General features: G+C 38.5%; 24 protein-coding genes, 1 other RNA gene and 1 pseudogene. 23 read left to right on the forward strand and 3 right to left on the reverse strand.

The window, feature by feature from the left end; all coding sequences use genetic code 11:
* Window positions 1-91: 91 nt before the first annotated feature.
* From rnpB to IGJ41_RS05170, 14 genes and pseudogenes are all read left to right on the forward strand, one after another.
* An RNA gene (gene rnpB / locus IGJ41_RS05105) (RNase P RNA component class B) lies at window positions 92-460 on the forward strand.
* Window positions 461-697: 237 nt separating this feature from the next.
* Window positions 698-1,861 (forward strand): THUMP domain-containing class I SAM-dependent RNA methyltransferase, encoded by a 1,164-nt coding sequence (locus tag IGJ41_RS05110; protein ID WP_438714008.1) that lies wholly within the window; start codon window positions 698-700, stop codon window positions 1,859-1,861.
* A gap of 18 nt (window positions 1,862-1,879) precedes the next feature.
* Complete coding sequence (locus IGJ41_RS05115) at window positions 1,880-3,376, forward strand: carboxypeptidase M32 (RefSeq protein WP_438714010.1); 1,497 nt, start codon at window positions 1,880-1,882, stop codon at window positions 3,374-3,376.
* 32 nt (window positions 3,377-3,408) lie between these two features.
* A complete protein-coding gene (locus IGJ41_RS05120; RefSeq protein ID WP_002361632.1) occupies window positions 3,409-4,125 on the forward strand; it encodes a DnaD domain protein in 717 nt (238 codons plus the stop codon).
* A 14-nt stretch (window positions 4,126-4,139) separates the two neighbouring features.
* The gene (gene nth / locus IGJ41_RS05125; RefSeq protein WP_131750701.1) at window positions 4,140-4,787 is read left to right on the forward strand and encodes an endonuclease III; all 648 of its coding nucleotides are present in this window, start codon (window positions 4,140-4,142) and stop codon (window positions 4,785-4,787) included.
* 173 nt (window positions 4,788-4,960) lie between these two features.
* Window positions 4,961-5,725 carry a GntR family transcriptional regulator, LSA1692 subfamily gene (locus IGJ41_RS05130; RefSeq protein ID WP_002357984.1) on the forward strand — a complete coding sequence of 255 codons (765 nt, stop codon included), beginning with the start codon at window positions 4,961-4,963 and terminating at the stop codon, window positions 5,723-5,725.
* Window positions 5,722-7,020, forward strand: coding sequence for a Sapep family Mn(2+)-dependent dipeptidase (locus tag IGJ41_RS05135; protein WP_016630232.1), 1,299 nt, complete (start codon window positions 5,722-5,724; stop codon window positions 7,018-7,020). The genes IGJ41_RS05130 and IGJ41_RS05135 overlap by 4 nt, the downstream gene beginning before the upstream one ends.
* Before the next feature lie 169 nt (window positions 7,021-7,189).
* On the forward strand, window positions 7,190-8,143 hold the full coding sequence (locus IGJ41_RS05140) for a N(4)-(beta-N-acetylglucosaminyl)-L-asparaginase (RefSeq protein WP_202524532.1): 954 nt from the start codon (window positions 7,190-7,192) through the stop codon (window positions 8,141-8,143).
* Window positions 8,144-8,162: 19 nt separating this feature from the next.
* The gene (locus IGJ41_RS05145) at window positions 8,163-8,492 is read left to right on the forward strand and encodes a PTS sugar transporter subunit IIB (RefSeq protein ID WP_002357981.1); all 330 of its coding nucleotides are present in this window, start codon (window positions 8,163-8,165) and stop codon (window positions 8,490-8,492) included.
* An 18-nt stretch (window positions 8,493-8,510) separates the two neighbouring features.
* Complete coding sequence (gene celB, locus IGJ41_RS05150) at window positions 8,511-9,866, forward strand: PTS cellobiose transporter subunit IIC (RefSeq protein ID WP_002384702.1); 1,356 nt, start codon at window positions 8,511-8,513, stop codon at window positions 9,864-9,866.
* Window positions 9,867-9,883: 17 nt separating this feature from the next.
* Window positions 9,884-10,401, forward strand: a pseudogene (locus tag IGJ41_RS05155) (GrdB-related putative oxidoreductase).
* Window positions 10,402-10,437: 36 nt separating this feature from the next.
* On the forward strand, window positions 10,438-12,900 hold the full coding sequence (locus tag IGJ41_RS05160; protein WP_025191250.1) for an ATP-dependent DNA helicase: 2,463 nt from the start codon (window positions 10,438-10,440) through the stop codon (window positions 12,898-12,900).
* Entirely contained in the window at window positions 12,897-13,862 is a 966-nt protein-coding gene (locus tag IGJ41_RS05165) for an asparaginase (RefSeq protein WP_002382144.1), read from the forward strand. The genes IGJ41_RS05160 and IGJ41_RS05165 overlap by 4 nt, the downstream gene beginning before the upstream one ends.
* Window positions 13,863-13,883: 21 nt before the next feature.
* Window positions 13,884-14,567, forward strand: a complete 684-nt coding sequence (locus tag IGJ41_RS05170; protein ID WP_002384700.1) for an HD domain-containing protein — start codon at window positions 13,884-13,886, stop codon at window positions 14,565-14,567.
* 16 nt (window positions 14,568-14,583) lie between these two features.
* On the opposite strand, the gene IGJ41_RS05175 is transcribed toward IGJ41_RS05170, so the two are convergent.
* A complete protein-coding gene (locus IGJ41_RS05175) occupies window positions 14,584-15,078 on the reverse strand; it encodes a YajQ family cyclic di-GMP-binding protein (RefSeq protein WP_002357974.1) in 495 nt (164 codons plus the stop codon).
* Window positions 15,079-15,310: 232 nt separating this feature from the next.
* On the opposite strand from IGJ41_RS05175, the gene IGJ41_RS05180 reads away from it, so the two are divergent.
* The 9 genes from IGJ41_RS05180 to IGJ41_RS05220 all read left to right on the forward strand — a co-directional run bounded on the left by IGJ41_RS05180 (window position 15,311) and on the right by IGJ41_RS05220 (window position 23,414).
* Window positions 15,311-16,267, forward strand: coding sequence for a YitT family protein (locus tag IGJ41_RS05180; protein WP_002381974.1), 957 nt, complete (start codon window positions 15,311-15,313; stop codon window positions 16,265-16,267).
* A gap of 202 nt (window positions 16,268-16,469) precedes the next feature.
* A complete protein-coding gene (locus IGJ41_RS05185; RefSeq protein WP_002357972.1) occupies window positions 16,470-17,339 on the forward strand; it encodes a class II fructose-bisphosphate aldolase in 870 nt (289 codons plus the stop codon).
* A 173-nt stretch (window positions 17,340-17,512) separates the two neighbouring features.
* Window positions 17,513-18,805 carry a UDP-N-acetylglucosamine 1-carboxyvinyltransferase gene (locus IGJ41_RS05190; protein WP_002388029.1) on the forward strand — a complete coding sequence of 431 codons (1,293 nt, stop codon included), beginning with the start codon at window positions 17,513-17,515 and terminating at the stop codon, window positions 18,803-18,805.
* Complete coding sequence (rho, locus tag IGJ41_RS05195; RefSeq protein WP_010827306.1) at window positions 18,802-20,094, forward strand: transcription termination factor Rho; 1,293 nt, start codon at window positions 18,802-18,804, stop codon at window positions 20,092-20,094. The genes IGJ41_RS05190 and rho overlap by 4 nt, the downstream gene beginning before the upstream one ends.
* Before the next feature lie 99 nt (window positions 20,095-20,193).
* On the forward strand, window positions 20,194-20,463 hold the full coding sequence (locus IGJ41_RS05200) for a type B 50S ribosomal protein L31 (RefSeq protein WP_002357967.1): 270 nt from the start codon (window positions 20,194-20,196) through the stop codon (window positions 20,461-20,463).
* Window positions 20,464-20,700: 237 nt separating this feature from the next.
* Window positions 20,701-21,765, forward strand: coding sequence for a DUF916 and DUF3324 domain-containing protein (locus IGJ41_RS05205; RefSeq protein WP_438714015.1), 1,065 nt, complete (start codon window positions 20,701-20,703; stop codon window positions 21,763-21,765).
* Window positions 21,758-21,970, forward strand: a complete 213-nt coding sequence (locus tag IGJ41_RS05210) for a hypothetical protein (RefSeq protein ID WP_153854034.1) — start codon at window positions 21,758-21,760, stop codon at window positions 21,968-21,970. The genes IGJ41_RS05205 and IGJ41_RS05210 overlap by 8 nt, the downstream gene beginning before the upstream one ends.
* 226 nt (window positions 21,971-22,196) lie before the next feature.
* The gene (gene scrK, locus IGJ41_RS05215; RefSeq protein ID WP_002377804.1) at window positions 22,197-23,075 is read left to right on the forward strand and encodes a fructokinase ScrK; all 879 of its coding nucleotides are present in this window, start codon (window positions 22,197-22,199) and stop codon (window positions 23,073-23,075) included.
* A 90-nt stretch (window positions 23,076-23,165) separates the two neighbouring features.
* Window positions 23,166-23,414 carry a YtxH domain-containing protein gene (locus IGJ41_RS05220; RefSeq protein WP_002357962.1) on the forward strand — a complete coding sequence of 83 codons (249 nt, stop codon included), beginning with the start codon at window positions 23,166-23,168 and terminating at the stop codon, window positions 23,412-23,414.
* Window positions 23,415-23,471: 57 nt separating this feature from the next.
* Here the strand turns inward: IGJ41_RS05220 and nfsA are convergent, their stop codons facing one another.
* Window positions 23,472-24,206, reverse strand: a complete 735-nt coding sequence (gene nfsA / locus IGJ41_RS05225) for an oxygen-insensitive NADPH nitroreductase (protein WP_104855679.1) — start codon at window positions 24,204-24,206, stop codon at window positions 23,472-23,474.
* Window positions 24,207-24,289: 83 nt separating this feature from the next.
* Entirely contained in the window at window positions 24,290-24,748 is a 459-nt protein-coding gene (locus IGJ41_RS05230) for an S-ribosylhomocysteine lyase (RefSeq protein WP_002357960.1), read from the reverse strand.
* Window positions 24,749-24,930 lie beyond the last annotated feature (182 nt).

Here is a 24,930-nt window from a genome sequence, read left to right on the forward strand (position 1 = left end):
AAGTTTTCACGAGGAACAGAAAGCATTTGTTAGAATAGCGGACACTTGTTTTAGTGTATAAATTTTTGCTGTTCGTTTAAACAGATTTGTAATTTTCGGGTGATCGCGGTTTGCTTTTGCAAGCTGAGGAAAGTCCATGCTCGCACAAGCTGAGATGCTTGTAGTGTTCGTGCTTAGCGAAATCATAAGCTAAGGTACTCTTTTAGAGTAACGGCAGGAAAAATGACTAAGGTTTCGACTATGTCAAAGTATCCTTGAAAGTGCCACAGTGACGAAGCGATGTGGGAAACTCCATCGGTGGAACGCGGTAAACCCCTCGAGCGAGCAACCCAAACAATGGTAGGGGCGCTCTTCTAAAGGAAATGAACGAGTAGAAGAGGCAGAGTTTACTCTGCAGATAGATGATGACCGTCACCAATTTTTCCTGAAGAATTGGTGATACAGAACATGGCTTATAGAAAATTACAAGTAATTCAGGAAGACCTTCCAACGTAGTTGTGAAGGCTTTTTTTACGAAAAGAATAAAAAAATGTTAAAATAAAGAAACTGAGATAAAAGTAGTAAGCTGTCTGTTCTAAAGAGGCCGGGACAGGACCGTTTAGTTCAGAGAAAGCGGACAATTATAAAAAACAAGCGGAGCAGTAGTCGGCAGGACTGTTAGCTCCAGACAATAAAAAAGAGTCAAGAAGGAGTTTTTATGACGAAAGAAAAAACATTCAAACTTGTTGCAACGGCTGCTAGTGGCTTAGAAGCATTAGTTGGAAAAGAATTGCGTGATTTAGGGATTCCCTGTGAAGTAGAAAATGGCCGGGCCGTCTTTGAAGGCACTGTTGAAACAATTGCTACTGCTAATTTATGGCTACGGACAGCAGATCGGATTAAAATCGTCGTTGGCGAATTTAACGCCTATAGTTTTAATGAATTATTTGAAAAAGTTAAAGCACTTCCTTGGGAAGATTATTTGCCTTTAGATGCAGAATTTCCAGTTGCAGGTAAATCAATTAAGTCAAAATTGTATAGTGTTCCTGATTGCCAAGCCATCACCAAAAAAGCCATTGTTAACCGTTTAAGAGAAGTTTACCATCGTCCAGCGACGGTGCCTTTAACCGAAACAGGAGCTTTGTTTAAATTAGAAGTGGCTCTGCTAAAAGATAAAGTGACGTTGACGTTGGACACGACTGGACCAAGTTTATTTAAACGAGGCTATCGCATTGAAAAGGGGGGCGCACCTCTTAAGGAAAACATGGCAGCTGCTTTAGTGATGTTGACCAATTGGCGCAAAGATCGTCCTTTTTATGATCCAGTTTGTGGTTCTGGAACAATTTGTATTGAAGCAGCATTAATTGGCCATAACATTGCCCCTGGCTTTAATCGTAGTTTCACTTGTGAAACATGGGATTGGGTTGATCCAGCGATTTTTGAAAAAGTACGTAACGAAGCCGAGGCAAAGGCAGACTACGATGTTGAATTAGATATCTGTGGTTCAGATGTTGATGGGCGAATGATTGAAGTCGCACGAGCGAATGCTGAGGAAGTTGGTTTAGGTGATTCAATTACTTTTAAACAATTGGCATTAAAAGATTTTACAACCGAGAAGGAATATGGTGTAATGGTAGCTAACCCGCCTTATGGTGAGCGTTTAGGAGAAGAGGAAAGTGTTCGTCGTTTGTATAAAGAAATGGGCCATGTTTTCCGTCCGTTAACTACTTGGAGCAAGTATATACTGACGAGTGATCTTGCTTTTGAAGAATATTATGGTGCCAAAGCTACTAAAAAACGGAAGCTTTACAACGGAGCCTTACGAACAGATTTATTCCAATACTGGGGAACACGTCCACCAAGAAAACCACGGGAAGACTAAGAAAGCTGGTGTAAAAAAATGAAGGAAGCTGTATTTTTACAAGAAGTGAAAGAAATTCAATTGCTAAAAAATGCCTTGACATTATTAGACTGGGATTCATCAACTGGGATGCCAGAAAAAAGTAGTCTTTTTCGAGGAGAAGTAGAAGGGTATTTAACCGGATTATATTTTGAACGAAGTATTGGCCCAGTTATTCAAGAAGCATTGGCCTATTTTGAGACACGCCCTGAAGAATTATCTGAATTAGGGAAACTGGTTTTTGAAAAAGTAAAAGAAGAATATGCTTTGAATAAAAATGTTCCAGCTGAACGTATGCAAGAATATGTTAAAGTATTAAACCAAGCACATACAGATTGGCTAAAAGCACGCGCTGCACAAGATTTCGGCTTGTTAGAAGAAACCTTAACGAAGGTCGTTGCGTTCCAAAAAGAGTTCATTCCTTATTGGCAAAAAGAAGAAAAAACTCCGTATGATGTGTTATTAAATCAATTTGAACCAGGGATGACGGTTGAGAAACTAGACCAAGTATTCGACCAAGTAAAACAAGGGATTCAAGAGATTCGGACCGTTTTGGCAGAAAAAGGTACGCCGCCTAGAACTGACTTTTTATCTAGAAAAATGACCAAAGAACAACAACGCCGTTTTGTGATTGGTGTTGTTGAGCAATTAGGCTATGATTTTTCAAAAGGACGATTAGATGATACAGTTCATCCATTTATGACAGCTCTAAATCGAAATGATGCGCGGATTACTACGCGCTGGGAAGAAAATAATTTCTCAATGGCAACATTTGGTGTGATTCATGAAGCGGGTCATGGGATGTATGAACAAAATTTTGATCCTAAATTTGACTTTACGCCACTAAGCGAAGGTGCCTCTATGGGGATTCACGAATCACAATCGCTCTTTAATGAAATTATCATTGGTAGCAACCGGGCTTTTTGGCAAAAACAATACCCGTTTTTCCAAGAATGCGCAGAAGGTACTTTTGATGATATTGCTTTTGAAGATTTCTATGCTTCTTTAAAAGAAACGAAAGCAAGTTTGATTCGGATTGATTCCGATAGTCTTACCTATCCTTTGCATATCATTATTCGTTATGAAATTGAGAAAATGTTGTTTAATGGTTCTTTGGAAGTCGCTGATTTGCCAAAAGTGTGGAACGAAAAATACCAAGAGTACTTAGGCGTATCACCTGAAAATGATTTAGAAGGTGTCCTTCAAGATGTTCATTGGTCTGGAGGTAGCTTTGGTTATTTCCCATCTTATGCCTTGGGTTATATGTACGCCGCACAACTATTTCACGCAATGAAACAAGAATTATCTGTTGATGAAATTTTAGCTTCGGAGGATTATTCTGATATCCGTAAATGGTTAACACAACATATTCATCAGTACGGCGCTTCACGTAAACCAAATCAATTAATTTATGATGCAACGGGAGAAGAATTGAATCCTGGTTATTTAATTGATTATATGAAAGCTATTTATTTTGATGTTTATCAAGTGCAATAAGTGAAACAAGCAAGGGGAAGTGGAGAACAACAATGTTATCAATTCGTGAATATTTAGAAGCTGGTGAAACAACAATCTCAAACTTACTATTTGATCATTACCAAAAAATTGGTTTGAAAGATGATGAATTTCTCTTTTTACTGCAACTTTTTCGTTCGCAAAATGCAGGCGATTTATTTCCAGACTTAATGGCGATTGCAGAGACGATGGGTAAAACGCCAGATACGATTTATAAGTTATTAAATCAATTGGTTTCTCGCGGTTTTATTCGAATTGAAACACAACAAAACCAAAAAGGTCAAATGATGGATACGTATGATTTACTGCCTGTTTTTCAAAAGATTCAATTATTTTTACAAACGAGCAAAGAAAAACAAGTTGTCGCAAACCACGAAGATGAAATTAAACAGCTTTACCAAGGCTTTGAAAAAGAATTCGGACGTCCACTTTCACCAATTGAATTAGAAATGATTGGTCAGTGGTTGAACACGGACCATTATTCCCCTGAATTAATCCGGTTAGCGTTGCGAGAAGCCGTTTTAAATCAGGCTTATAGTTTGAAATATATTGATCGTATTTTACTTGCGTGGGAGCGTAAAAATATTACCACCAAAGAACAAGTGGCTGCTGATCAGAAAAAACGAAAAGATTCTATGATTCAAAATGAGATTGAACAACAAGGTCAGACACAAGAAGCGCTACCAAAGGTTACATTACACAATTGGTTAAATCCAGAAGACAGTGAATAAAAAGGAGGTGGGCCATGCTATCAAAAGAGAAAACGATGGAAGCTATTGAAATTATGTATGAGATGTTTCCAAATGCAGAATGTGAATTAAAACATAAGAATCCTTTTGAATTATTAATTGCTGTGATTTTAAGTGCGCAAGCAACCGATGTATCGGTAAATAAAGCGACTCCTGGTTTATTCGCAGCTTTTCCAACACCAGAAGCTTTAGCAGCTGCGCCGGTGGAGAAGATTATTGCTAAAATAAAAACCATTGGCTTATATCGCAATAAAGCAAAAAATATTAAAGCGTGCGCACAACAACTTTTAGAACGTTTCAATGGAGAAGTTCCGCAAACCAGAGATGAACTGGTCAGTTTACCTGGCGTGGGGAGAAAAACAGCCAATGTAGTAATGGGAGATGCTTTCGGCGAACCGGCTTTTGCAGTAGATACACATGTGGAACGAGTGTCCAAGCGCCTTAGAATTTGTAAGCTAAATGCGAATGTTACTGAAGTTGAGCAGACCTTAATGCGTAAAGTTCCGAAAGAACTCTGGGTGAAAACACACCATACCATGATTTTCTTTGGGCGTTATCACTGCCTAGCAAGAGCGCCTAAATGTGAAGCCTGTCCGCTACTCTATATGTGTCAAGAAGGCAAAGAACGGATGAAAGGGAAATAACACATTTTTTCCTAAAAAAGCGAGCCACAAGTCCAACCGACTTGTGGCTCGCTTTCTTTTTTTGATTTTTAAGAAACGCAACAAATGATTGCGGTTTCTTAAAAATTGATTTAGTATAGACAGTGTGGTATATACTAGAAAATTTATTTTTTTGAAGAAAGATAGGCGATGAAATGACAGAAAATGCACCCAAATTTAAGCAAATTTCTGCAGAAATTGAAAAGAAGATTCGAGACGGTCTGTATGTAAGTGCACAAAAATTACCTTCAGAATATGATTTAGCTAAAGAATATAACTGCAGTCGCTTGACCATCCGTAAAGCGATTGATGATTTGATCCGCAAAAATATTTTGGTAAAACGACATGGTAAAGGTAGTTATGTGATGTCACAAGCGAAAATTCAAAGTGGTCGCGCTGGCTTACAAGGTTTTACTGAGGCAGCCAAAGCTTACGGGAAAAAAAGCCAGACAGAAGTCATTTCCTTTGAAGAAGTAGTACATCCCGCTGAGAAAATTCGGGAGGCGCTCCAAGTGGGCAAAAATGAGGCAATTTATGAACTGATTCGCCGCCGAATGTTAGACGGCGAGCCAATGACAGTTGAAAAAATTTATTTGCCACAGGCATACGTACAAGGCCATACGAAGCAAGACTTCGAGGGCTCTCTTTTCTGCTTAATCGAGAAGAACGTCGAGATTGCTTATTCGCATCAAGAAATTGAAGCAATCTTAGTTGAAGCGGAAATTTCCGAATTATTGAATGTTCCTGTGGGCCAGCCACTTTTACAAGTCCACTCTATCACCTATGCGCTTGATGCAACCCCTATTTTATATGATGTCTCTTTATATCGAGCAGATCGGTACACGTTTAAAAACACACTGACCCGCTATAGCCCGTCTGAAAACAACCAAGTGGAGCTAGGAGGTTCTTGGAACGAATGAAGATCAAAGAAGAAATAGCCGCTCAAAAAGATTTATTTTATGAAGACTTAAACAAAATTATGGCGATTCGAAGTGTGAAAGGGTCGCCTAAAAAAGAGGCACCTTTTGGCGAAGGACCGAAAAGAGCCTTGGAAGAAACGCTGAAACTGGCAGAGCGTTATGGTTTTCAAACTGGGATTGTCAATGACGCAGTTGGCTATGCGCAATGGGGAACAGCGGAAGAATATCTGGGAATTATTGGTCATTTAGACGTAGTACCAGAAGGTTCTGGTTGGTCAGTTCCGCCCTTTCAATTAACGAAAAAAAATCAACGTTTGTATGGTAGAGGAATTCTAGATAATAAAGGTCCTATCTTGGCTTGCCTGTATGGAATGAAATTACTGAAAGAACTTGGTTACCAACCAAAGAAAACCATTCGCTTAATGTTTGGCACGGATGAAGAAAGTGGGAGTGGAGATATCCCCTTATATTTAGAGAAGGAAAACGCACCCGTTTTTGGATTTACTCCAGATTGTAAATATCCAGTAGTTTATGGGGAGCGAGGGATTGTTAATTATGAGATCACAACGACCATCCCAGATGATTCAAGTGAACAAATTGGTCAGATTATAGGTGATCAAGCAAAAGACCACGTACCTGATCAATTAAGTGTGGTGATTGCGGGAAAAACAACAGCAATCACGGGAAAACGCGCCCCTTCCAATGCGCCAGAACTAGGCAAGAACGCGATTACTTTATTGGCACAGAAAATTAGCGAGGAACAGTTAGTCAAAGGAAATTTATTACAGTATTTCGACTGGTTAACCGCTAGTTTTCACGAAAAGCACTATGGCGAAGGAGTAGCTCTGGACTTTAAGGATCAGGATAGTGGGCAATTGATTTTAACGCCCTATGCGTTGGAAAAACGAGGACAGCAATTGGTGTTATCATTGGCCGTGCGTTATCCTGTTTCTATTACAGAAAACGAAGTAACCACGCAGCTAACGAAGGCACTATTTCCAGAAAGTGAAGTGACCGTCATCCGCCGCCTCCCTAGTACGCTGTTTCCAAAAGATGAGCGCAATGTTCAAAAATTAACCAAGGTTTATGAACAAATTACTGGCTTAGATGGGACGCCAGTCACAACTACAGGTGCTACGTATGCTCGCTTTATGCCGAATATCGTTGCTTTTGGTCCATCATTTCCTGGTCAAAAAGGCATTGCGCATAACCAAGATGAATATATGGATGAAAAAGATTTACTGCTTAATCTGGAAATCTATATGCAAGCGATGATTGCATTAACAGAAGCATAAAACCAATAGAAGATACACGTATGAGAAGAAGCCAATGTGTTTCGTAGAGGTCGCATACGTGTATCTTCTATTTTTCTGTATAAAATTTCATTTTCAGTATATACAAAACAGTATATACTAGTTTATAATGGTGGAGAAATGTAAGCGTTAACGAAAGGGCGGATGGAAAATGACTTGGGGTGCAATTGCGACATGGCGGATGGCACATGATGGGTTACTAAAAGCTGCAGAAGAATTACAACAAGGAGGTGCTGCAGGCACGGCCGTGGAACAATTAATTAAAGAAGTAGAAGACTATCCTTTTTATAAGTCAGTGGGCTACGGCGGTTTACCTAATGAGGAAGGGATTTTAGAAATGGATGCTGCCTATATGGATGGAGACACATTTGCAATTGGTGCTGTGGCAGGAATTACAGATGTTAAAAATCCGATTTCAGTGGCTAAAGCATTAAGTAAAGAGAAGTTTAATAGTTTTCGTGTTGGCGCAGGTGCAACGAAATATTCAATGTTGCACGGTTTTGAAAGAAAGAATATGTTGACAGAACGCGCTAATCAATGGTGGCAAAAGCGTTTAAAAGAAATTCAGGAAAATCAGTTGAACCCCTATGATGGGCATGATACTGTCGGCGCTATTACGTTAGACCAAACAGGATCAATGGCAGCTGGCACTTCCAGTTCGGGACTCTTCATGAAAAAAGCAGGACGTGTTGGTGATTCACCACTGTCAGGTTCTGGTTTTTATGTTGATAGCGAAATTGGTGGTGCTGCGGCTACAGGATTAGGTGAAGATTTAATGAAAGGCTGTCTTTCTTATGAAATCGTCCGTTTAATGGGGGAAGAGCGCTCGCCACAACAAGCATGTGATCAAGCGGTCTATGCTTTTCACGAAAAATTGACCCAACGTTATGGGAAAGCAGGAGCTTTTTCACTAGTGGCCATGAACAAACAGGGAGACTGGGGCGTAGCTACGAATGTGGAATTTACTTTTACGGTTGGTACTGATATGCAGCAACCAGAAATCTATATTGCAAATCCAGGTAAGAATCATACCACAGAGATTCAGCCGATTTCACAAGAATGGTTAGCGGCCTATGAAAAAAGAATCAAAGCACCAATTGAATAAATGAGGAGAGTGAAGGAACATGAGTAAAAAACAAATTTATCTTTTTTGTGATGCAGGGATGTCTACAAGTATTATGGTGAATAAAATGATGGAAGTGGTTGAAAAACATCAAATGCCTTTAATGATTACTGCTTTTCCTATTGCAAGAGCACAAGAAGTGGTTGAAGCAGAGAAGCCTGTTGCTATTTTATTAGGACCACAAGTCCGTTTTTTATTAGAAAAAACAAAAGAACAATTTGCTCCTCAAGGGATTCCTGTCGCTGCAATTGCGCCAGAAATTTATGGCATGATGGATGGCGAAAAAGCATTGAAAGAAGCGCTGCGGTTAATTAAGCAAAATAAAAAATAATAGATAGGAGTGACGACCGTGCAAAAATTTTTGGATTGGTTAGAGCGCGTATTGACCCCTTTGGCAAAAGTGATAGGAGAAAATAAGTATTTAGTAGCGATTCGTGATGGCTTCCTTTTATCAACGCCCTTGTTGATTGTTGGTTCGGTCTTCTTATTAATTGCTAATTTTCCTTTGCCACAATGGGATACTTGGATGTCTCATTTGCTTGGTAAAGACTGGGCGACAATGATGTCTGTTCCAGCTAGTGCTAGTTTTGATGTAATGACCATTCTGGCCGTTGTCGGTATTGCCTATAGTTTAGGGAAACAATTCAATGTGGATGCAATGCAAGCAGGAATTATCGCATTGGTTTCATTTTTTATTGTAACGCCTTATCAAACATTATTTACACCGGAAAATAGTTCAAAGGTTTATGAAGTTACTAGTTTACCTTTAAAATGGATGGGTTCCAGTGGCTTGTTTTTAGGAATGATTGTCGCATTAATTGCGACTCGTTTATTTGTGGCCATTGTTCGTAAAGGGTGGACAATAAAAATGCCAGAAGGAGTGCCACCAACAGTGGTTAAGTCTTTTGAGGCCCTGATCCCGAGCTTTTTAGTTGTTACTCTCATGTTTTTAGTCAATTGGCTGGCTGCTTTAACTCCTTATGGTAATTTACAAGATGTTATTTTTGAATTTCTACAAACGCCCTTATTGAGTCTTGGTAATACCTTAGGTGCAATGAGCATTGCTTATTTATTTTTACACTTCTTTTGGTTCTTTGGCATTAACGGAGGTAGCGTGGTTGGCGCAGTCTTTAATCCTGTTTTGCGGGCATTGTCTGTTGAAAATTTACAAGCATTCAAAGACGGCCATGAAATTCCCAACATCATCACTGGACAATTTCAAGATATGTTTGCAACATTTGGTGGCGCCGGTTCCACACTCTCATTAATCATTGTGATGGTCTTATTCTGTAAAAGTCAACGAATTAAAAAGCTTTCGCAACTTTCACTAATTCCTGGTGTTTTTGGGATTAACGAACCAATCATTTTTGGGTTGCCAATTGTTTTAAATCCAATCCTTTTAATTCCATTTGTCTTAGTACCCGCAATTAATATTATTATTGCCTATTTTGCTATGGATTGGGGCTTAGTTCCATTGACGAATGGTATTCAATTGCCGTGGACGACCCCACCAATTATCTCAGGATTTTTAGTCAGCGGTTGGCAAGGATCAATTCTGCAAGCTCTCTTATTGGTACTAGGAATGTTCATTTATTATCCTTTTATTCGAGTTATGGATGACCAATATTTACGTGAAGAATGGAAAGCACAAGAAGAAGAGAGTGAAGAAATAGATTTTGATTCCTTTGACTTCGATGATTTATAAATAAGGAGGAAATAGGCGTGAAAAAAATCCTTTTAGTCTTAAACCACAGTTTAGCAGGATTTGGCAGTGATGAACAAGCTCAGTTGAAACCAAGTGGTAAAAAAGCTCCCTTAGGTCCAGGGGTAACATTGCTACCATTTTTACAGAAGCAAGGAGCGGAAATTGTTGCGACACTTTATTGTGGTGACCAATATTATTTGGAAAACGAGGAAGAGGTAGCAAAGAAATTTATTGGCTTTGCAAAAAAGTTTCATGCCGATGCGGTTCTTTGCGGACCAGCCATGCATTATCCTAATTTTGGAGAAATGGCTGCTCGTCTAGCTTGTAAGTTTAATGCTGCGGGCATTCCTGCAATTGCAGCGATGGCAGAAGAAAATCCAGCAGTCAGTCACTATTATCAGCAAGTGCCAATTGTGAAGATGCCCAAAAAGGGTGGCATTGGTTTAAATAATTCGTTTAAACAATGGCGCAATTGGTCGTGGCAAAAGCAAATGGAAAAGAAACCAAACAGTTAGAAGAAACGAGTTGTTTTTAATTGTTGATAATCTAAAGAGAAATCCAGAATGAATGCATGATTGTGTTCGTTTTGGATTTTTTGCTTTTGTTTAGCGAATGTATGTTCTATAATAGGGAGGCAGATAGGTGGGATTACGTGAAATCAACGAGAAAAATTGCGGTTCGTCAAGTGGTCGAATTTATTTTAAGGCGGGGAAGTATCGATTCTCGCCATGTGAGTGAACATACACCACAAGAAGGTAGTCGCCTTCATCGAATGTTGCAAAAGGAAGCGGGGAGCCTTTATCAAAAGGAAGTATCTTTAAAAATTGAGGTGCCTTTAAATGGCCATAATTATTGTGTAGAAGGTCGTGCAGACGGCATTTTTGTGAAAGAAACTGGGCAAGTGGTCATTGATGAAATTAAAACATCCGAGCCAGCGTTTGAAGAATTGCCGCCAGAAAAGGTCGAATTGTTTTGGTATCAAGTGATGTGTTATGGTCACATGTATTGCCAACAAGAACAACTTTCTGAAATAACGCTGCAACTCACTTATTATCAGACCACCACAAAACAAATCACACGACAAGAACGCCATTTTACAGAAGCTGCATTAGCGGAGTTTTTTACTGATTTGATGAAGCGCTATGAACAGTGGGTAATTTTTAAAGAAGAGTGGCGTATTTTGAGAAATAAATCATTAAAAAATCTTAGTTTTCCTTACGGGGAGTATCGCAAAGGGCAACGAGAATTGGCGGTAGCCGTCTATAAAACAATTCTTAGTAAACAGCGGCTCTTCGTGGAAGCACCAACTGGAACAGGCAAGACAATGTCCACTCTTTTTCCAGCGATGAAAGCAATTGGTGAAGAAGAAGGTGAACGGATTTTTTATTTAACAGCTAAGACCATTACGCGGCAAGTGGCTGAAGATGCCGTCAAAGCGCTGTCCGAAAAACAAGCGCAAACTAAGAGTATTACGTTAACAGCAAAAGATAAAATTTGTTTTTTAACTGAACGAAATTGTACACCAGAACATTGCCCGTTTGCTGACGGCTATTATGATCGTTTAAATGAGGGACTGTGGGATTTATTGCAACATGAAAATCATTTAACGAGAGAGGTTATTGAACGGTATGCACAAAAGCACCAATTGTGTCCATTCGAGTTGTCGTTAGATGCAAGTCTTTGGTGTGATTTAATTATTGGCGATTACAATTATCTATTTGACCCAACGGTTTATTTGCGGCGCTTCTTTGAAGAACCCCAAAGTGCAGAAGAGAATATTTTTTTAGTGGATGAAACCCATAATTTGGTTAATCGTTCACGGGAGATGTATTCGGCCGCTATTTCTAGGAATGCGGTTTTGCAAATTCAAAAAAGATTGCAAAAAGAATCTGTTCAATTAAAAAGAGCTTGTCAAAAAGTCTTAACTACGTTTGATGATATTGAAGCAATCTGCGAAGAAAAAGACACGGATTTTTTTGCCCAACGCGCGCCAATTGATTCATTAGTTAAACAGATACATCGATTAACAGAAGTAATTGCAGAATGGTTGCCAGAAAATCAACACATTGAGGAATTGGCGTCGATTCTCAGTTTTTATTTTGATTGTTTAAGTTATCTTCGAATCAGCGAGTATTACGACAACGGCTTTTATACGTCTATTTCTTTGCGAAACTATGACTGCGTTGTGAAACAATTTTGTGTCGATCCGGCTTATTTATTGTCACAACGATTAGATAAAGGGAAAGCGAGTATCTTATTTTCAGCAAGTTTAACACCTCTGAATTATTATCAAGAAGTGCTTGGTGGAGGTGAAGAAAGCCTACGTTATCGGATTCCGTATCCTTTTCCAGAAGAAAATCAATTGTTGATGATTGGTAGTCATCTTCAAACAACCTATAAAAACCGTGAAAAAAGTTATCCACAGATTAGTGAACTTTTAGGGAAGTTAAGTGAAACAAAAACAGGTAATTATTTAATTTTCTTCCCTTCTTATGCCTATATGGATGATGTCTATCAAGTATTTAGCCAACGCTACCCGCAAGTAAAAACTCAAATTCAGGGAACGGACTTAAACGAAAAAGAGCGAGAAGCATTTTTAGCTGAATTTAAAGAGAATCCTCAAGAAACTTTCATCGGTTTTTGTGTTTTAGGTGGTATATTTTCAGAAGGAATTGACTTGAAAGGTACCCGATTGATTGGTACGATAATTGTTAGTGTCGGGCTACCACAAATGAATCCGGAGCAAGAACTGATTCGCACGTTTTATCAAGAAGAGCGAGGGCAAGGGTTTCAATTTGCGTATCAAATTCCTGGTATGAATAAAGTCTTGCAAGCGGCTGGACGTGTCATTCGAGATGCGCGAGATAAAGGCTTTGTGTTGTTATTAGACGAACGATTTGAATTACCAAGTGTCCAGCGTTTCTTTCCGCCGCATTGGTTGGCGCATCGAAAGGCAAACACCAATGAACAACTTATTCAACAAGTGAAACAATTTTGGTTAAAAAATAAAGAAAACAAAGGAGGAAACAAATGAAGACCATTTTAGTCCTTCATACAGGTGGAACCATTTCCATGTCGAAAGTAGCAGGAGGAAGTGTTGCCCCGAATGAAAAAAATCCGTTGATGGAACAAGAAGCATTATTTTCTGGCAAGGTTCATTTAGTTGTCGAAGATATTTTTAATATTCCCTCACCACACATGACCTTAGAACGGATGTTTCAATTAAAAGAACGGATTCAAAAAGCTTATTCTGAACCAATTGATGGCGTGGTTATTACGCATGGAACAGATACATTAGAAGAAACAGCTTATTTTTTAGATATAACCTTAGAGAAAAAAATCCCCATTGTTTTAACAGGAGCAATGCGGTCAAGTAATGAAATCGGTAGTGATGGCTTGTATAATTTCATCAGTGCTATTTGGACTGCTTGTTCAGACGAATCGTACGATAAAGGTGTTTTAGTCGTGATGAATGATGAAATTCATACGGCGCGTTATGTGACAAAAACACATACAACGAACGTAGCAACATTTCGGACGCCAACTTTCGGACCAATTGGAACCATTGCGAAAGAACGTGCTTTTTTTGCGAAAGAGGTCTTACCGCAAGAAGTCTGCGATGTTTCTTCTGTGAAAGGAAATGTCCACGTAGTGAAGGCCTATGCGGGGATGGGTGAACGGATGTTTGAATTATTAAACACCCCAGAAACGGATGGGTTAGTAATTGAAGCGCTAGGCGCGGGTAATTTACCGCCAGAAACGCTCCCAGCATTACAAAAGATGCTAGACAACGGGATTCCAGTCGTTTTAGTTTCTCGTTGTTCCAATGGCATTGCTGAAGATATCTATGATTATGCTGGTGGTGGCGTTGGCTTGAAAAAAATGGGGGTCGTTTTTGCCCGTGGTTTAAACGGACCGAAAGCGCGGATTCGTTTAATTGTTGGTTTAAACAGCGAAAAAAATCCTACAGAGTTAAAAGAATTTTTGGAACAGTAACTAATTTTAAGGAGAAAATAAATGAAGCTGTTTGAACGCATTCATCAAGATACTGAAATTCGACAAATTTATGATGCAATTGGTCAAATGGAAGATGAAGAAGCTGGGTGGGCATACCATAATTGGCTTCATGTAACCAATGTCGTAGCCATGACTGAAATGATTTTGAAACAACTTGCTGTTTCAGAGGAGTATTTAGAAGCGGCAAAAATTGCGGCACTGCTCCATGATGTGGGTGCGCTACAAGGAAAAGCAGGACATGCACTTCGGGGGAAACAATTTGCAGAAGCATATTTTCGTAAGCAAAAGATTTGTTTGCCTTATCAAGAAGAAATTTTATCTTCTATAGAAAATCATAGTAACGGCTTTGATTCGGAAGAGCTAATGACGCTAGCGCTAATCATTAGTGATAAATTAGACATTACAACCTCTCGTGTTGCAAAGGCTGGTTATTTCGTGCCGGGAATGCGGCAACTTCAATTTTTAAAGAAAATTGAAATTATGCTTTCAGAACAAGAGGTTTGTGTCTCGTTTACGGCAGAAGAAGAACTGGATTTAGAAGAATTAAATGCGTTTTATTTTATGCCAAAGGTCTTCAAAGCAATTGCCGCTTTTTCAGAAAAAATTCAACGCCGACCAATCGTTTTATTGAATAATCAAGAATGGCCGGTACCAAAACCAAAAAATCCTTCAACTGTTCATTAACAGTTGAAGGATTTTTTTAGCGATAATTATTAAACTCAAGAGCCATTGGTAAATCTAATTCTCGTAAAAGAGCCATGACTTTTTGTAAATCATCCCGACTTTTTCCAGTTACCCGAATTTTGTCTTCTTGGATTTGTGACTTAACTTTAATCCCAGAGTTTTTGATAGCTGTGTTGATTTTTTTTGCATTTTCTTTATCAATACCACTGATTAAATCACCATATTGGCGAGCAGTACCGCCTAAGGCTTTTTCACTTTCTGAGAAATGAATATTTTTAATCGGAACATTGCGTTTGACTAATTTTCCAAATAAAATATCCTTCACTTGCTCGACTTTATAATCATCTTCAGCTACGACTACTAGTTTATCGTTTTCCAATTTAATATCAGCAATTGACCCTTTAAAGTCAAAACGATTTTTCAATTCTTTCAAGGCAATTTGAATTGCGTTTTTGACTTCCTCCATATTGACCTCTGAAACTACATCAAAACTTGCTTCTTTTGCAGCCATGTAAAAACCTCCTAAAATATTCTTTGCTTCATCATATCATGAAATAGTAAAAAAGGTTAGGTTAGAATCATTTTGAATAGAGAAATAAGAAGATCAATTTTTAGGGATATCTTCCCGCATTCTTTTATGGAAACGTTGCAAAAAAAATTTTCAATGTTCGCTTTTAGCCCCTTTTCTTTTAGGATAGAACCTGTTATTCTAAGTCAGAAGAATAGCGAAGGAGCGAAGAAAAATGAGTCGATTGGTTAGTACTTACCAAAGAAATGAATCGATAAAAAAAATAGCAGTGATGGCGATAACCGCTTTGACTTCTGCGGTCGGTTTGAATTTCTTTTTGATTCCGGCAAAAGTTTTTTCGGCAGGGATGAACGGAATTGCGCAAATCATTGCTACATTATTATATACAAATTTAGGAATCCATATTAATACAGGGATCTTCATTTTATTTTTAAACATTCCCGTCTTCATTCTAGGGTTTGTAAAATTAGGGAAACAATCAACGATTCTTAGTTTCATCAATGTTATTGGCATTTCCGTTGTCACTATGTTTGTGCCAATCGTAACAGTCACAACGAATCCTTTGATGAACGCAATTATGGGTGGTGTCTTAGTCGGCGTTGGCGCAGGGCTTTCATTGAAAATGGGCTTTAACACTGGCGGCATGGACATTATTTCACTGATTCTTTCAAAAACAACAGGGAAAACAGTTGGTAATTTTATGTTCTTATTAAATGGTATTATTGTGCTGTTGGCTGGTTTTGTATTTAACTGGGAAAGTGCGTTGTATACTATTATTTCTATTTACTGTTTGAGTCAGGTGGTCGACATGATTCATACCAGTCACCAAAAAGTCACAGCAATGATTGTCACCACGAGACCAGAAGCCGTTGCCTTAGAAGTTTCTCAACAAATCGCTCGTGGCATGACCTTGTTGCCTTCAATCGGCGGCTATTCAGGTGCAGAAGGTCGGATGATTATGATGGTCATTACTCGCTACGAACTCTATGATTTAGAACAAGCAGTTTACAGTATCGATGAGAATGCCTTTGTAAATATTTTACCAACACAATCGGTTTTAGGGCGTTTTGCCAATGAAGATGAACAACGGATTTTTCATAGTACAGGAACATTTCCTGAGCTTCAATCTTACAAGGTGAAACGTTATCCACCAAAGAAAAAATTAAAATAGCAAGTCGGCCTTCAGATCCCAAAGTGATAACGGGAAAACTGGAGGTTTTTTTATAAAAATGAAGGTTATGTGAAAGAATAGACAAAAATTTTCTGAAAAAGGGAATTTTACTAGAAAAGTGTCAGGAATTCTGCTAAAATAGAACCGTTGGTTAGGGAACACCTAACAAATAAAGTTTTTAAAAACTTAGGAGGAATTTTTTATGCCAGTAGTATCAGGAGCAGAATTCTTAAAAGCAGCACGTAAAGGCGGCTATGCAGTAGGTGGCTATAACACAAATAACTTAGAATGGACACAAGCGATTTTAGAAGCAGCAGAAGCTAAAAAAGCACCAGTTCTAATCCAAACATCAATGGGCGCTGCTAAATACATGGGCGGCTACAAAGTAGCTAAAGACATGATTACTAATTTAGTAGACTCAATGAATATCACAGTTCCAGTAGCAATTCACTTAGACCACGGTGACTACGAAGCTGCTTTAGAATGTATCGAAGTTGGCTATACTTCAATCATGTTTGATGGTTCTCACTTACCATTCGAAGAAAACTTAAAATTAGCGAAAGATGTAGTTGAAAAAGCTCACGCTAAAGGTATTTCTGTCGAATGTGAAGTTGGTTCAATCGGTGGTGAAGAAGACGGAATCATCGGTACTGGCGAATTAGCTGATATCGAAGAATGTAAACAAATGGTTGCTACAGGTATTGACTACTTAGCATGTGGTATCGGTAACATCCATGGTCAATATCCAGAAAACTGGAAAGGTTTAGCATTTGATCACTTACAAGCAATTGCTGAAGCTGTCGGTTCTGATGTACCTCTAGTATTACACGGAGGTTCTGGTATTCCTCAAGAACAAATTGAAAAAGCAATTTCAATGGGTATCTCAAAAGTTAACGTAAATACAGAATTCCAATTATCATTCGCTAAAGCAACGCGCGAATATATTGAAGCTGGTAAAGATTTAGAAGGTAAAGGATTTGACCCTCGTAAATTATTAGCACCAGGTAAAGCTGCAATCATCAAAGATGCAGAAGAACACATTGATTGGTTCGGTTCAGCTAACAAAGCTTAATCAACTAGTTACGTTAAAGACAGCCACAGCACGTGGCTGTCTTTTTTATTTTTTGTTATTTTTTCATTCTATTAAAATACCTGAGAAGTTTTCTTTTTTCTTAAGCTTGATTATGATAGAATGATTGGGTAGTTTATTTAGAAAACGTATATTACAGATAGGTGAGAATATAAATGAAAAAAATCGTAATCAATGGGAATCGTCCATTAAAGGGCGAAGTAACCATTAGCGGCGCCAAAAATAGTGTGGTCGCTTTAATTCCAGCTGCTATTTTAGCAGATTCGCCCGTGACTTTAGATGGCGTTCCTGACATTCAGGATGTTCACTCATTAATTGAAATTTTAGAAATTATGGGTGCTAAAATTACTTTTGAAAATAATACATTAATTATTGACCCAACAGAAGTTGTTTCTGTGCCAATGCCAAAAGGAAAAATCAATAGCTTACGTGCGTCCTATTATTTTATGGGCTCACTTCTTGGTCGATTTGGGGAAGGCGTTGTCGGCTTACCTGGCGGTTGTTACTTAGGACCTCGTCCAATTGATTTACATATCAAAGGATTTGAAGCATTAGGCGCTCATGTAACCAACGAACATGGGGCGATGTACTTGAGAACAGACGAAGCTGGCTTACAAGGAACACGAATTTTTATGGATATGGTATCTATTGGTGCTACAATCAATGTCATGTTAGCCGCAGTTAAAGCCAAAGGCAAAACGATTATTGAAAATGCTGCGCGTGAGCCAGAAATTATTGATATTGCTACACTATTAAATAACATGGGTGCAAAAGTCCGAGGAGCTGGAACGGACGTTATTCGGATTGAAGGTGTCGAAGAATTACATGGTTGTCGTCACTCGATTATTCCAGATCGAATTGAAGCTGGGACTTATTTAGCTATGGCAGCAGCTATGGGTGAAGGAATCAAAGTTCGAAATGTTATTTATGAGCATTTAGAAAGCTTCATTGCGAAATTGCAAGAAATAGGCGTTAAGATGACAATTGAAGAAGACATGATTGAAGTTCATCCGTCACATGATCTGAAAATGACAACGGTGAAAACCTATCCATATCCTGGTTTTGCCACAGACTTGCAACAACCGTTAACGCCATTACTTTTAAAAGCGCAAGGAACTGGTGAAATTATTGATACGATTTATGCTCAACGAAATAAGCATATCCCTGAGTTAGTGCGGATGGGGGCTGATGCTTCGGTTGAAGGCAATATGATTATTTTAAATGGTCCAAATCAATTGCACGGTGCAGAAGTAGTCGCCTCTGATTTACGGGCAGGCGCTTGCTTAGTCACTGCCGGCTTGATGGCTGAAGGTACGACCACAATTTATAATGTAGAATATATTTTACGTGGGTACGACCACATTATCGAAAAGTTAACTGCTTTGGGTGCTGATATTCAAATGCTAGAAACCGAAGAACAAGAAGGTCCGTTTGAGGTGGATCAATGAGCGACTATTTAACAATGGCTGAATTGGAAAACAGTACGTTAAAAGATATTTATGCGTACGCGAAAGAGTTTAAAATTCCTTATTATAGCCAAATGAACAAAAAAGAATTGTCTTTAGCTGTGATTCGTGCACAAGCTGAGAAGCAAGGGTTTTTCTTCATGGAAGGAATTTTAGATATTGTTTCTCAGGATGGTTATGGCTTTTTGCGGCCAATTAATTATGGACCAAGTGCAGAAGACATTTATATTTCTTCTTCTCAAATTCGTCGTTTCGGATTGAGAAATGGGGACAAAGTAGCTGGCAAGGCGCGTCCGCCAAAGGAATCAGAACGTTACTATGGACTCATGCATGTTGAAAGTGTCAATGGGAAAGATCCTGAAGAAGCGAAAGAGCGGCCACATTTTCCAGCGCTAACACCATTGTATCCTGAAAAACAATTAACGTTAGAAACCACGGCTGGCAGATTATCAACACGAATGATTGATGTATTTGCCCCAATTGGTTTTGGGCAACGTGGTTTAATTGTAGCGCCGCCAAAAGCGGGAAAAACAAGTGTTTTAAAGGAAATTGCTAATGGGATTACAGAAAATCATCCTGATGTGGAATTGATTCTGTTGCTAATTGACGAGCGTCCTGAAGAAGTGACTGATTTAGAGCGAAGCGTTAAAGGCGATGTGGTTTCTTCAACTTTTGATCAACAACCACAAAATCATACGCGAGTTGCTGAATTGGTTCTGGATCGAGCAATGCGCTTAGTTGAAGATAAACGGGACGTAGTTATTTTAATGGACAGCATCACTCGTTTAGCAAGGGCCTATAATTTAGTGGTCCCGCCTAGTGGTCGAACCTTAAGTGGCGGAATAGATCCAGCTGCGTTTTTCAAACCTAAACGATTTTTTGGTGCTGCCAGAAATATCGAAGAAGGGGGCAGTCTGACTATTTTAGCCACGGCATTGGTGGATACAGGTAGCCGAATGGATGATGTCATCTATGAAGAATTCAAAGGCACAGGCAACATGGAGCTCCATTTATCTCGTGAATTAGCAGAGCGCCGTATTTTCCCAGCAATTGATATTAAAAAATCAAGTACGCGAAAAGAAGAATTGCTAATGCCACCAGAACAACTAGAAGAAACGTGGAAATTGAGAAATAATATGTCAGGAGACTCGCTGGAATATACGGATCAATTCATAAAAATGTTAAAACGGACCCAAAATAATCAACAATTATTTGAAGTTTTCCATGATGTTTCGTTTGGTAAACAAATTAAAAGAAATCCAAAAAGATAATTGCATACCAACTGAAAACATGGTAAGATAGCATTGTTGTATACCGACAAAATAACTCTGATACAGCAAATGGATCAGGGCAAAGGAGCGAAAAAACGTATGAAACAAGATATCCATCCAAATTACCAACCAGTAGTATTCATGGATTCAACAACAGGTTTCAAATTCCTTTCAGGTTCAACTAAAGGATCTTCAGAAACTGTTGAATGGGAAGATGGCAACACTTATCCATTATTACGTGTTGAGGTTACTTCAGACTCACACCCATTCTACACTGGTCGTCAAAAATTCACACAAGCCGACGGACGTGTGGACCGTTTCAACAAAAAATACGGTCTCAAAGACGAAAACGCAAATCCAGACGCATAGTCTTTCAAAACATTGTTATGACAAGGTTTATAGAGGTTTTCCACTGTGGTGGGAAACCTCTATTTTTGCGTTAAATATGTAGTTTTAATTCAGAGAAAAGAAATAAAGCAACTTACCAATCTTTTCCTCTTTCTTTTCAAGATTATCCTTCCCAAAGGACAAAGATTGATCAGCATTGTTTCGCTGATTTGTTAGACTAGTAGGTACATTCAGCTTTATAAAGGAGATCTTGAAGAAATGAGTAGAAAAAAAGTCGGTGTTTTCTGTCTATTTCTGTTTTTCACATTTTTGATTATTGTTCCAAAAGTAGAAGCTACAGAAGAAATGAAGACTAAATTTACAGTAACGCCTGTTTTACCAGAAAATCAAGTGTCAGGAACATCAAGTTATTATGATTTAATTCTGGCACCAAAGCAATCTTCCACTATTGTCTTAGACATAAAAAATAAGACAGACGAAAAATTGTTCATCGTATTGACTCTAGCAAATGCATCAACAAATGATAATGGGTTGATTGTGTACAATGATTTTGATAAACCACTTGATTCATCGTTAAAGGTTCCGCTGACAGACTTGGTTACTTTAGAAAATGAGGAAGTGAGTGTGCCGCCTCATCAAACAGTATCAGCAAAGATGAAGGTGAAGGGACTTGATCAGCCTATCAAAGGAGTTGTTTTAGGCGGGGGTTATGCGCATCTCAAAGATGAAAAAACAGAGGAAGAGAACCAAACAACGGGATTAACCAGTCGCTACGGGTTTAATGTTGCGATTGCCATGAGGAGTGCTGAGAACGCTCCTTTAACAGAGGTGAACCAACTGAAATTAGCGAAAGTAACACCTACAATTGCTTTAGGGTCCAAATCGCTAAAGGCGGTCATTCAAAATCCGTATGCTGCTATTTTTCCAGAAGTTCGTTTAGAAGGTCAAGTGATAAAAAAAGGATCCTCTAAAAAAATTGCACAACGGACACTAAAAAATGTTCGCTTTGCCCCAAATAGTTCCATGAATTTTCATCTTGATTTGGGCAAACAACCGCTAGATGCTGGGACTTATATATTTACAGGACGTGCTATTTTACAACAAGATGAACAACAGTCTTGGCCTTTTCAACAAGAATTTACGATTAACACTCGCGAAGCAAAAAAATTAAATCAAGAAGCTACGGTCAAATGGGTCCTACCTACATGGTGGTTACCGACTTTCTACACGTTGTTAGTAATCACAATCGGGGCAATTTGTAGTGTCATTTGGCGCAATAATTACCAAAAAATAAGCGAAAAGGAGAGTGAGAATAATGGCTAGTTGGTTTTTGTTGTCTGGCGGTTTAGCGGTCATTTGTTTTATGTTTTTCCTCTTTTCTTTGCTGACTAGTATGAGTTTTATTCAGCATGCAAAAGAACCCAGAAGTATTCTAAAAGAAACGCTTTTAAGTTGGTTAATGCTTTTACTTAGTGGTGGGTGGATTACAATCGGACTATTGTTATATTTTTCGCTAAAGAATCAATAAACAAAAAACGAGCATTCATTGTTAGATAACCGTGAATGCTCGTTTTTTTGTTTTAGAAAAATGCTCTTTAGCAACTTGCCAGATTTCATTGGGCAACCTGACTGAAATTGTTAAATTGTTCTGTCGAAACGACAAAAAAGTGGTAAACTAAACGTGTATGTTAGTTATTTAATCAAAAGTAATGTATCCGCTTACTTATAAAATGGAAACGAAGGAGCATATTGCAATGACAGAAAAACTTTTAGGAAGTATCGAAGCCGGTGGCACAAAATTTGTATGTGGCGTTGGGACAGATGATTTGACCATTGTGGAACGTGTCAGTTTTCCCACAACAACCCCAGAAGAAACAATGAAAAAGGTAATAGAATTTTTCCAACAATATCCTTTAAAAGCGATTGGGATTGGCTCGTTTGGTCCGATTGATATTCACGTTGATTCTCCTACGTATGGTTATATCACTTCTACACCAAAATTAGCTTGGCGTAACTTTGACTTGTTAGGAACTATGAAACAACATTTTGATGTGCCAATGGCTTGGACAACGGATGTGAATGCTGCGGCATATGGTGAGTATGTTGCTGGAAATGGGCAACATACATCTAGTTGTGTATATTATACAATTGGAACTGGTGTTGGCGCTGGAGCGATTCAAAACGGTGAGTTTATTGAAGGCTTTAGCCACCCAGAAATGGGGCATGCGTTAGTCCGTCGTCATCCTGAAGATACTTATGCAGGAAATTGTCCTTATCATGGAGATTGTTTAGAAGGGATTGCAGCAGGACCAGCAGTTGAAGGTCGTTCTGGTAAAAAAGGACATTTATTGGAAGAGGATCATAAAACTTGGGAACTAGAAGCTTATTATTTAGCGCAAGCAGCGTACAATACGACTTTATTATTAGCGCCAGAAGTGATCATTTTAGGCGGCGGCGTCATGAAACAACGTCATTTGATGCCGAAAGTTCGTGAAAAATTTGCTGAATTAGTCAATGGATACGTGGAAACACCACCTTTAGAAAAATACTTGGTGACGCCTCTTTTAGAAGATAATCCAGGAACAATTGGTTGCTTTGCCTTGGCAAAAAAAGCTTTAATGGCTCAAAATTAACCATTTATTCGCAGTTCATGCATTATATTTGAAGGAAATGGCTAAGAATGATACTCTTATTATGTAATTAATTATTTAGGAGGGATTAGCATGGCAGATTTAAAAGGACGTTTTGACGATGCAAAAGATAAAGTAGAAGGTACTGCAAAAGAAGCGCAAGGCAAAGTTACGGATGATAAAGGCAAAGAACTTGAAGGAAAAGCTCAATCAACCTTTGCTGACGTAAAAGACAAAGCACGTGATGCCGGCGACGACCTTAAAGAAGGCGCTGAAAAATTAACTGATAAAGTTAAAGAAGGCTTTGAAGACTTAAAAGACAAATTTAGTAAAGATAAATAAAAATTAACAAAAGAGGGTGGGCTTACGTTATTTCAACGTAAGCCCACCCTCTTTTGTTTAGACATCAAATCCTTGTTTTTGCAAGAAAATTTTTACTTCTGGGCGACGATTATAAGAAAAATAGGACAAAGACTTCTGTGACCAATCCGCTGTTTGGGCGTTACTTGAGCGGCTGGCATAATAATCTTTTAATAATTCATCATATGTGTGCATATCTGTCAATTTGTCTGATTGGTAGTGATTTTCGCTTAAAATATTTTCAAAAGGCATCCGTGGTTTTACACCATTTAACGTTTCTGGTACACCGATTGTTAATCCGAAAAGTGGTACAGTTAATTCAGGCAAAGATAAGCGTTTGGCTACTGTGTCTAAGTCATTTCGAATACCGCCAATATAACAAATCCCTAAATCCATAGATTCAGCCGCAATGGCCATGTTTTGCGCAGCAATCGTTGTATCAACGGCAGCTACTAATAATGATTCTGGTGTCTTTAAGGGTTCCAATGATTGCCCCTCTTTTGACAAAATCGTTGCATGACGATACAAATCAGCAACAAAAACATAGAACACACCAGTGTTAACGACATAGTCTTCACAATTCGCTAAACGTCCCAATTCTCTGCGTAGCTCAGGATCTTTGATTTCTATAATTGTATAAGCTTGTAAAAAATTGGAGCTTGACCCTGCTTGAGCTGCAGTAATTAACTGTTGTTTCTGCTTGTCCGTTAACGTTTGCTTTTTAAAATGACGAACGGAACGGTGACTTAGTAATTGTTCGATTGTTTGATTCATAAAAAACCTCCGTTTAAATTAAGAAAGAGAACAGAAAAACCCACAGCTTAATAGTGGGTTTCTCTGTCGTTAATTGCTAAAGATTACAGAATACGTTCAAATGGATCTAAACTAATTCCTTGGTCTAAGACGATTTTTGCGTATTCTTTCGCTGCAAATAAAGAATGATCTTTGTAGTTTCCACACTCTTTTGCAGAGACTGCTGGAACAACTTCTGTATTGATTACTTTGTTTAAAACGTTGACTAATGCATCACGGATTTCTTGTGGTGAATGTTGATCCCACATAATCATATAAAAACCAGTGCGGCAACCCATTGGCGAAATGTCAATGATTCCTTTTAATTCATCACGCATGTTAACTGCTAATAAATGTTCCAACGTGTGTAATGCGCCTGTTGGTAGGGCATCTTTGTTTGGTTGTAAGAAACGTAAGTCATATTTTTCGACTAACGCATCACCATTTTGTTCTGTGCCAGCAAGGCGAACATATGGTGCTTTTACTGTGTTGTGATCTAATTCAAAACTTTCTACGCGTGCCATGAAATTTCGCTCCCTTTATAATTAAATTCGTTTTAACTATAACAAATTTAAGTCAAAAGTCAATGGATAGTCCTTTGATGGGTAATAGTTTTAAAATATCATGGGAAAATAAAAAAATCATTTTTTTGACTATGTAGGTTTTTTCAATACTATGGTAAAATAGGACAAGTAGCTTTTACAAG

This window comes from Enterococcus sp. DIV1537a (assembly GCF_051712085.1).
GTDB classification, from domain to species: domain Bacteria; phylum Bacillota; class Bacilli; order Lactobacillales; family Enterococcaceae; genus Enterococcus; species Enterococcus faecalis.

Bases quoted from the DNA above. Each gene is read 5' to 3' on its own strand.
- IGJ41_RS05115 (WP_438714010.1), top strand. From the start codon at position 1,880: ATGAAGGAAGCTGTATTTTTACAAGAAGTGAAAGAAATTCAATTGCTA.
- nfsA (WP_104855679.1), bottom strand. From the start codon at position 24,206: ATGAATCAAACAATCGAACAATTACTAAGTCACCGTTCCGTTCGTCAT.
- IGJ41_RS05110 (WP_438714008.1), top strand. From the start codon at position 698: ATGACGAAAGAAAAAACATTCAAACTTGTTGCAACGGCTGCTAGTGGC.
- IGJ41_RS05165 (WP_002382144.1), top strand. From the start codon at position 12,897: ATGAAGACCATTTTAGTCCTTCATACAGGTGGAACCATTTCCATGTCG.
- IGJ41_RS05210 (WP_153854034.1), top strand. From the start codon at position 21,758: ATGGCTAGTTGGTTTTTGTTGTCTGGCGGTTTAGCGGTCATTTGTTTT.
- rho (WP_010827306.1), top strand. From the start codon at position 18,802: ATGAGCGACTATTTAACAATGGCTGAATTGGAAAACAGTACGTTAAAA.
- IGJ41_RS05170 (WP_002384700.1), top strand. From the start codon at position 13,884: ATGAAGCTGTTTGAACGCATTCATCAAGATACTGAAATTCGACAAATT.
- IGJ41_RS05145 (WP_002357981.1), top strand. From the start codon at position 8,163: ATGAGTAAAAAACAAATTTATCTTTTTTGTGATGCAGGGATGTCTACA.
- IGJ41_RS05175 (WP_002357974.1), bottom strand. From the start codon at position 15,078: ATGGCTGCAAAAGAAGCAAGTTTTGATGTAGTTTCAGAGGTCAATATG.
- IGJ41_RS05160 (WP_025191250.1), top strand. From the start codon at position 10,438: ATGATTGTGTTCGTTTTGGATTTTTTGCTTTTGTTTAGCGAATGTATG.
- scrK (WP_002377804.1), top strand. From the start codon at position 22,197: ATGACAGAAAAACTTTTAGGAAGTATCGAAGCCGGTGGCACAAAATTT.
- IGJ41_RS05180 (WP_002381974.1), top strand. From the start codon at position 15,311: ATGAGTCGATTGGTTAGTACTTACCAAAGAAATGAATCGATAAAAAAA.
- nth (WP_131750701.1), top strand. From the start codon at position 4,140: ATGCTATCAAAAGAGAAAACGATGGAAGCTATTGAAATTATGTATGAG.
- IGJ41_RS05205 (WP_438714015.1), top strand. From the start codon at position 20,701: ATGAGTAGAAAAAAAGTCGGTGTTTTCTGTCTATTTCTGTTTTTCACA.
- IGJ41_RS05120 (WP_002361632.1), top strand. From the start codon at position 3,409: ATGTTATCAATTCGTGAATATTTAGAAGCTGGTGAAACAACAATCTCA.
- IGJ41_RS05140 (WP_202524532.1), top strand. From the start codon at position 7,190: ATGACTTGGGGTGCAATTGCGACATGGCGGATGGCACATGATGGGTTA.
- IGJ41_RS05220 (WP_002357962.1), top strand. From the start codon at position 23,166: ATGGCAGATTTAAAAGGACGTTTTGACGATGCAAAAGATAAAGTAGAA.
- IGJ41_RS05130 (WP_002357984.1), top strand. From the start codon at position 4,961: ATGACAGAAAATGCACCCAAATTTAAGCAAATTTCTGCAGAAATTGAA.
- IGJ41_RS05190 (WP_002388029.1), top strand. From the start codon at position 17,513: ATGAAAAAAATCGTAATCAATGGGAATCGTCCATTAAAGGGCGAAGTA.
- IGJ41_RS05185 (WP_002357972.1), top strand. From the start codon at position 16,470: ATGCCAGTAGTATCAGGAGCAGAATTCTTAAAAGCAGCACGTAAAGGC.
- IGJ41_RS05230 (WP_002357960.1), bottom strand. From the start codon at position 24,748: ATGGCACGCGTAGAAAGTTTTGAATTAGATCACAACACAGTAAAAGCA.
- IGJ41_RS05135 (WP_016630232.1), top strand. From the start codon at position 5,722: ATGAAGATCAAAGAAGAAATAGCCGCTCAAAAAGATTTATTTTATGAA.
- IGJ41_RS05200 (WP_002357967.1), top strand. From the start codon at position 20,194: ATGAAACAAGATATCCATCCAAATTACCAACCAGTAGTATTCATGGAT.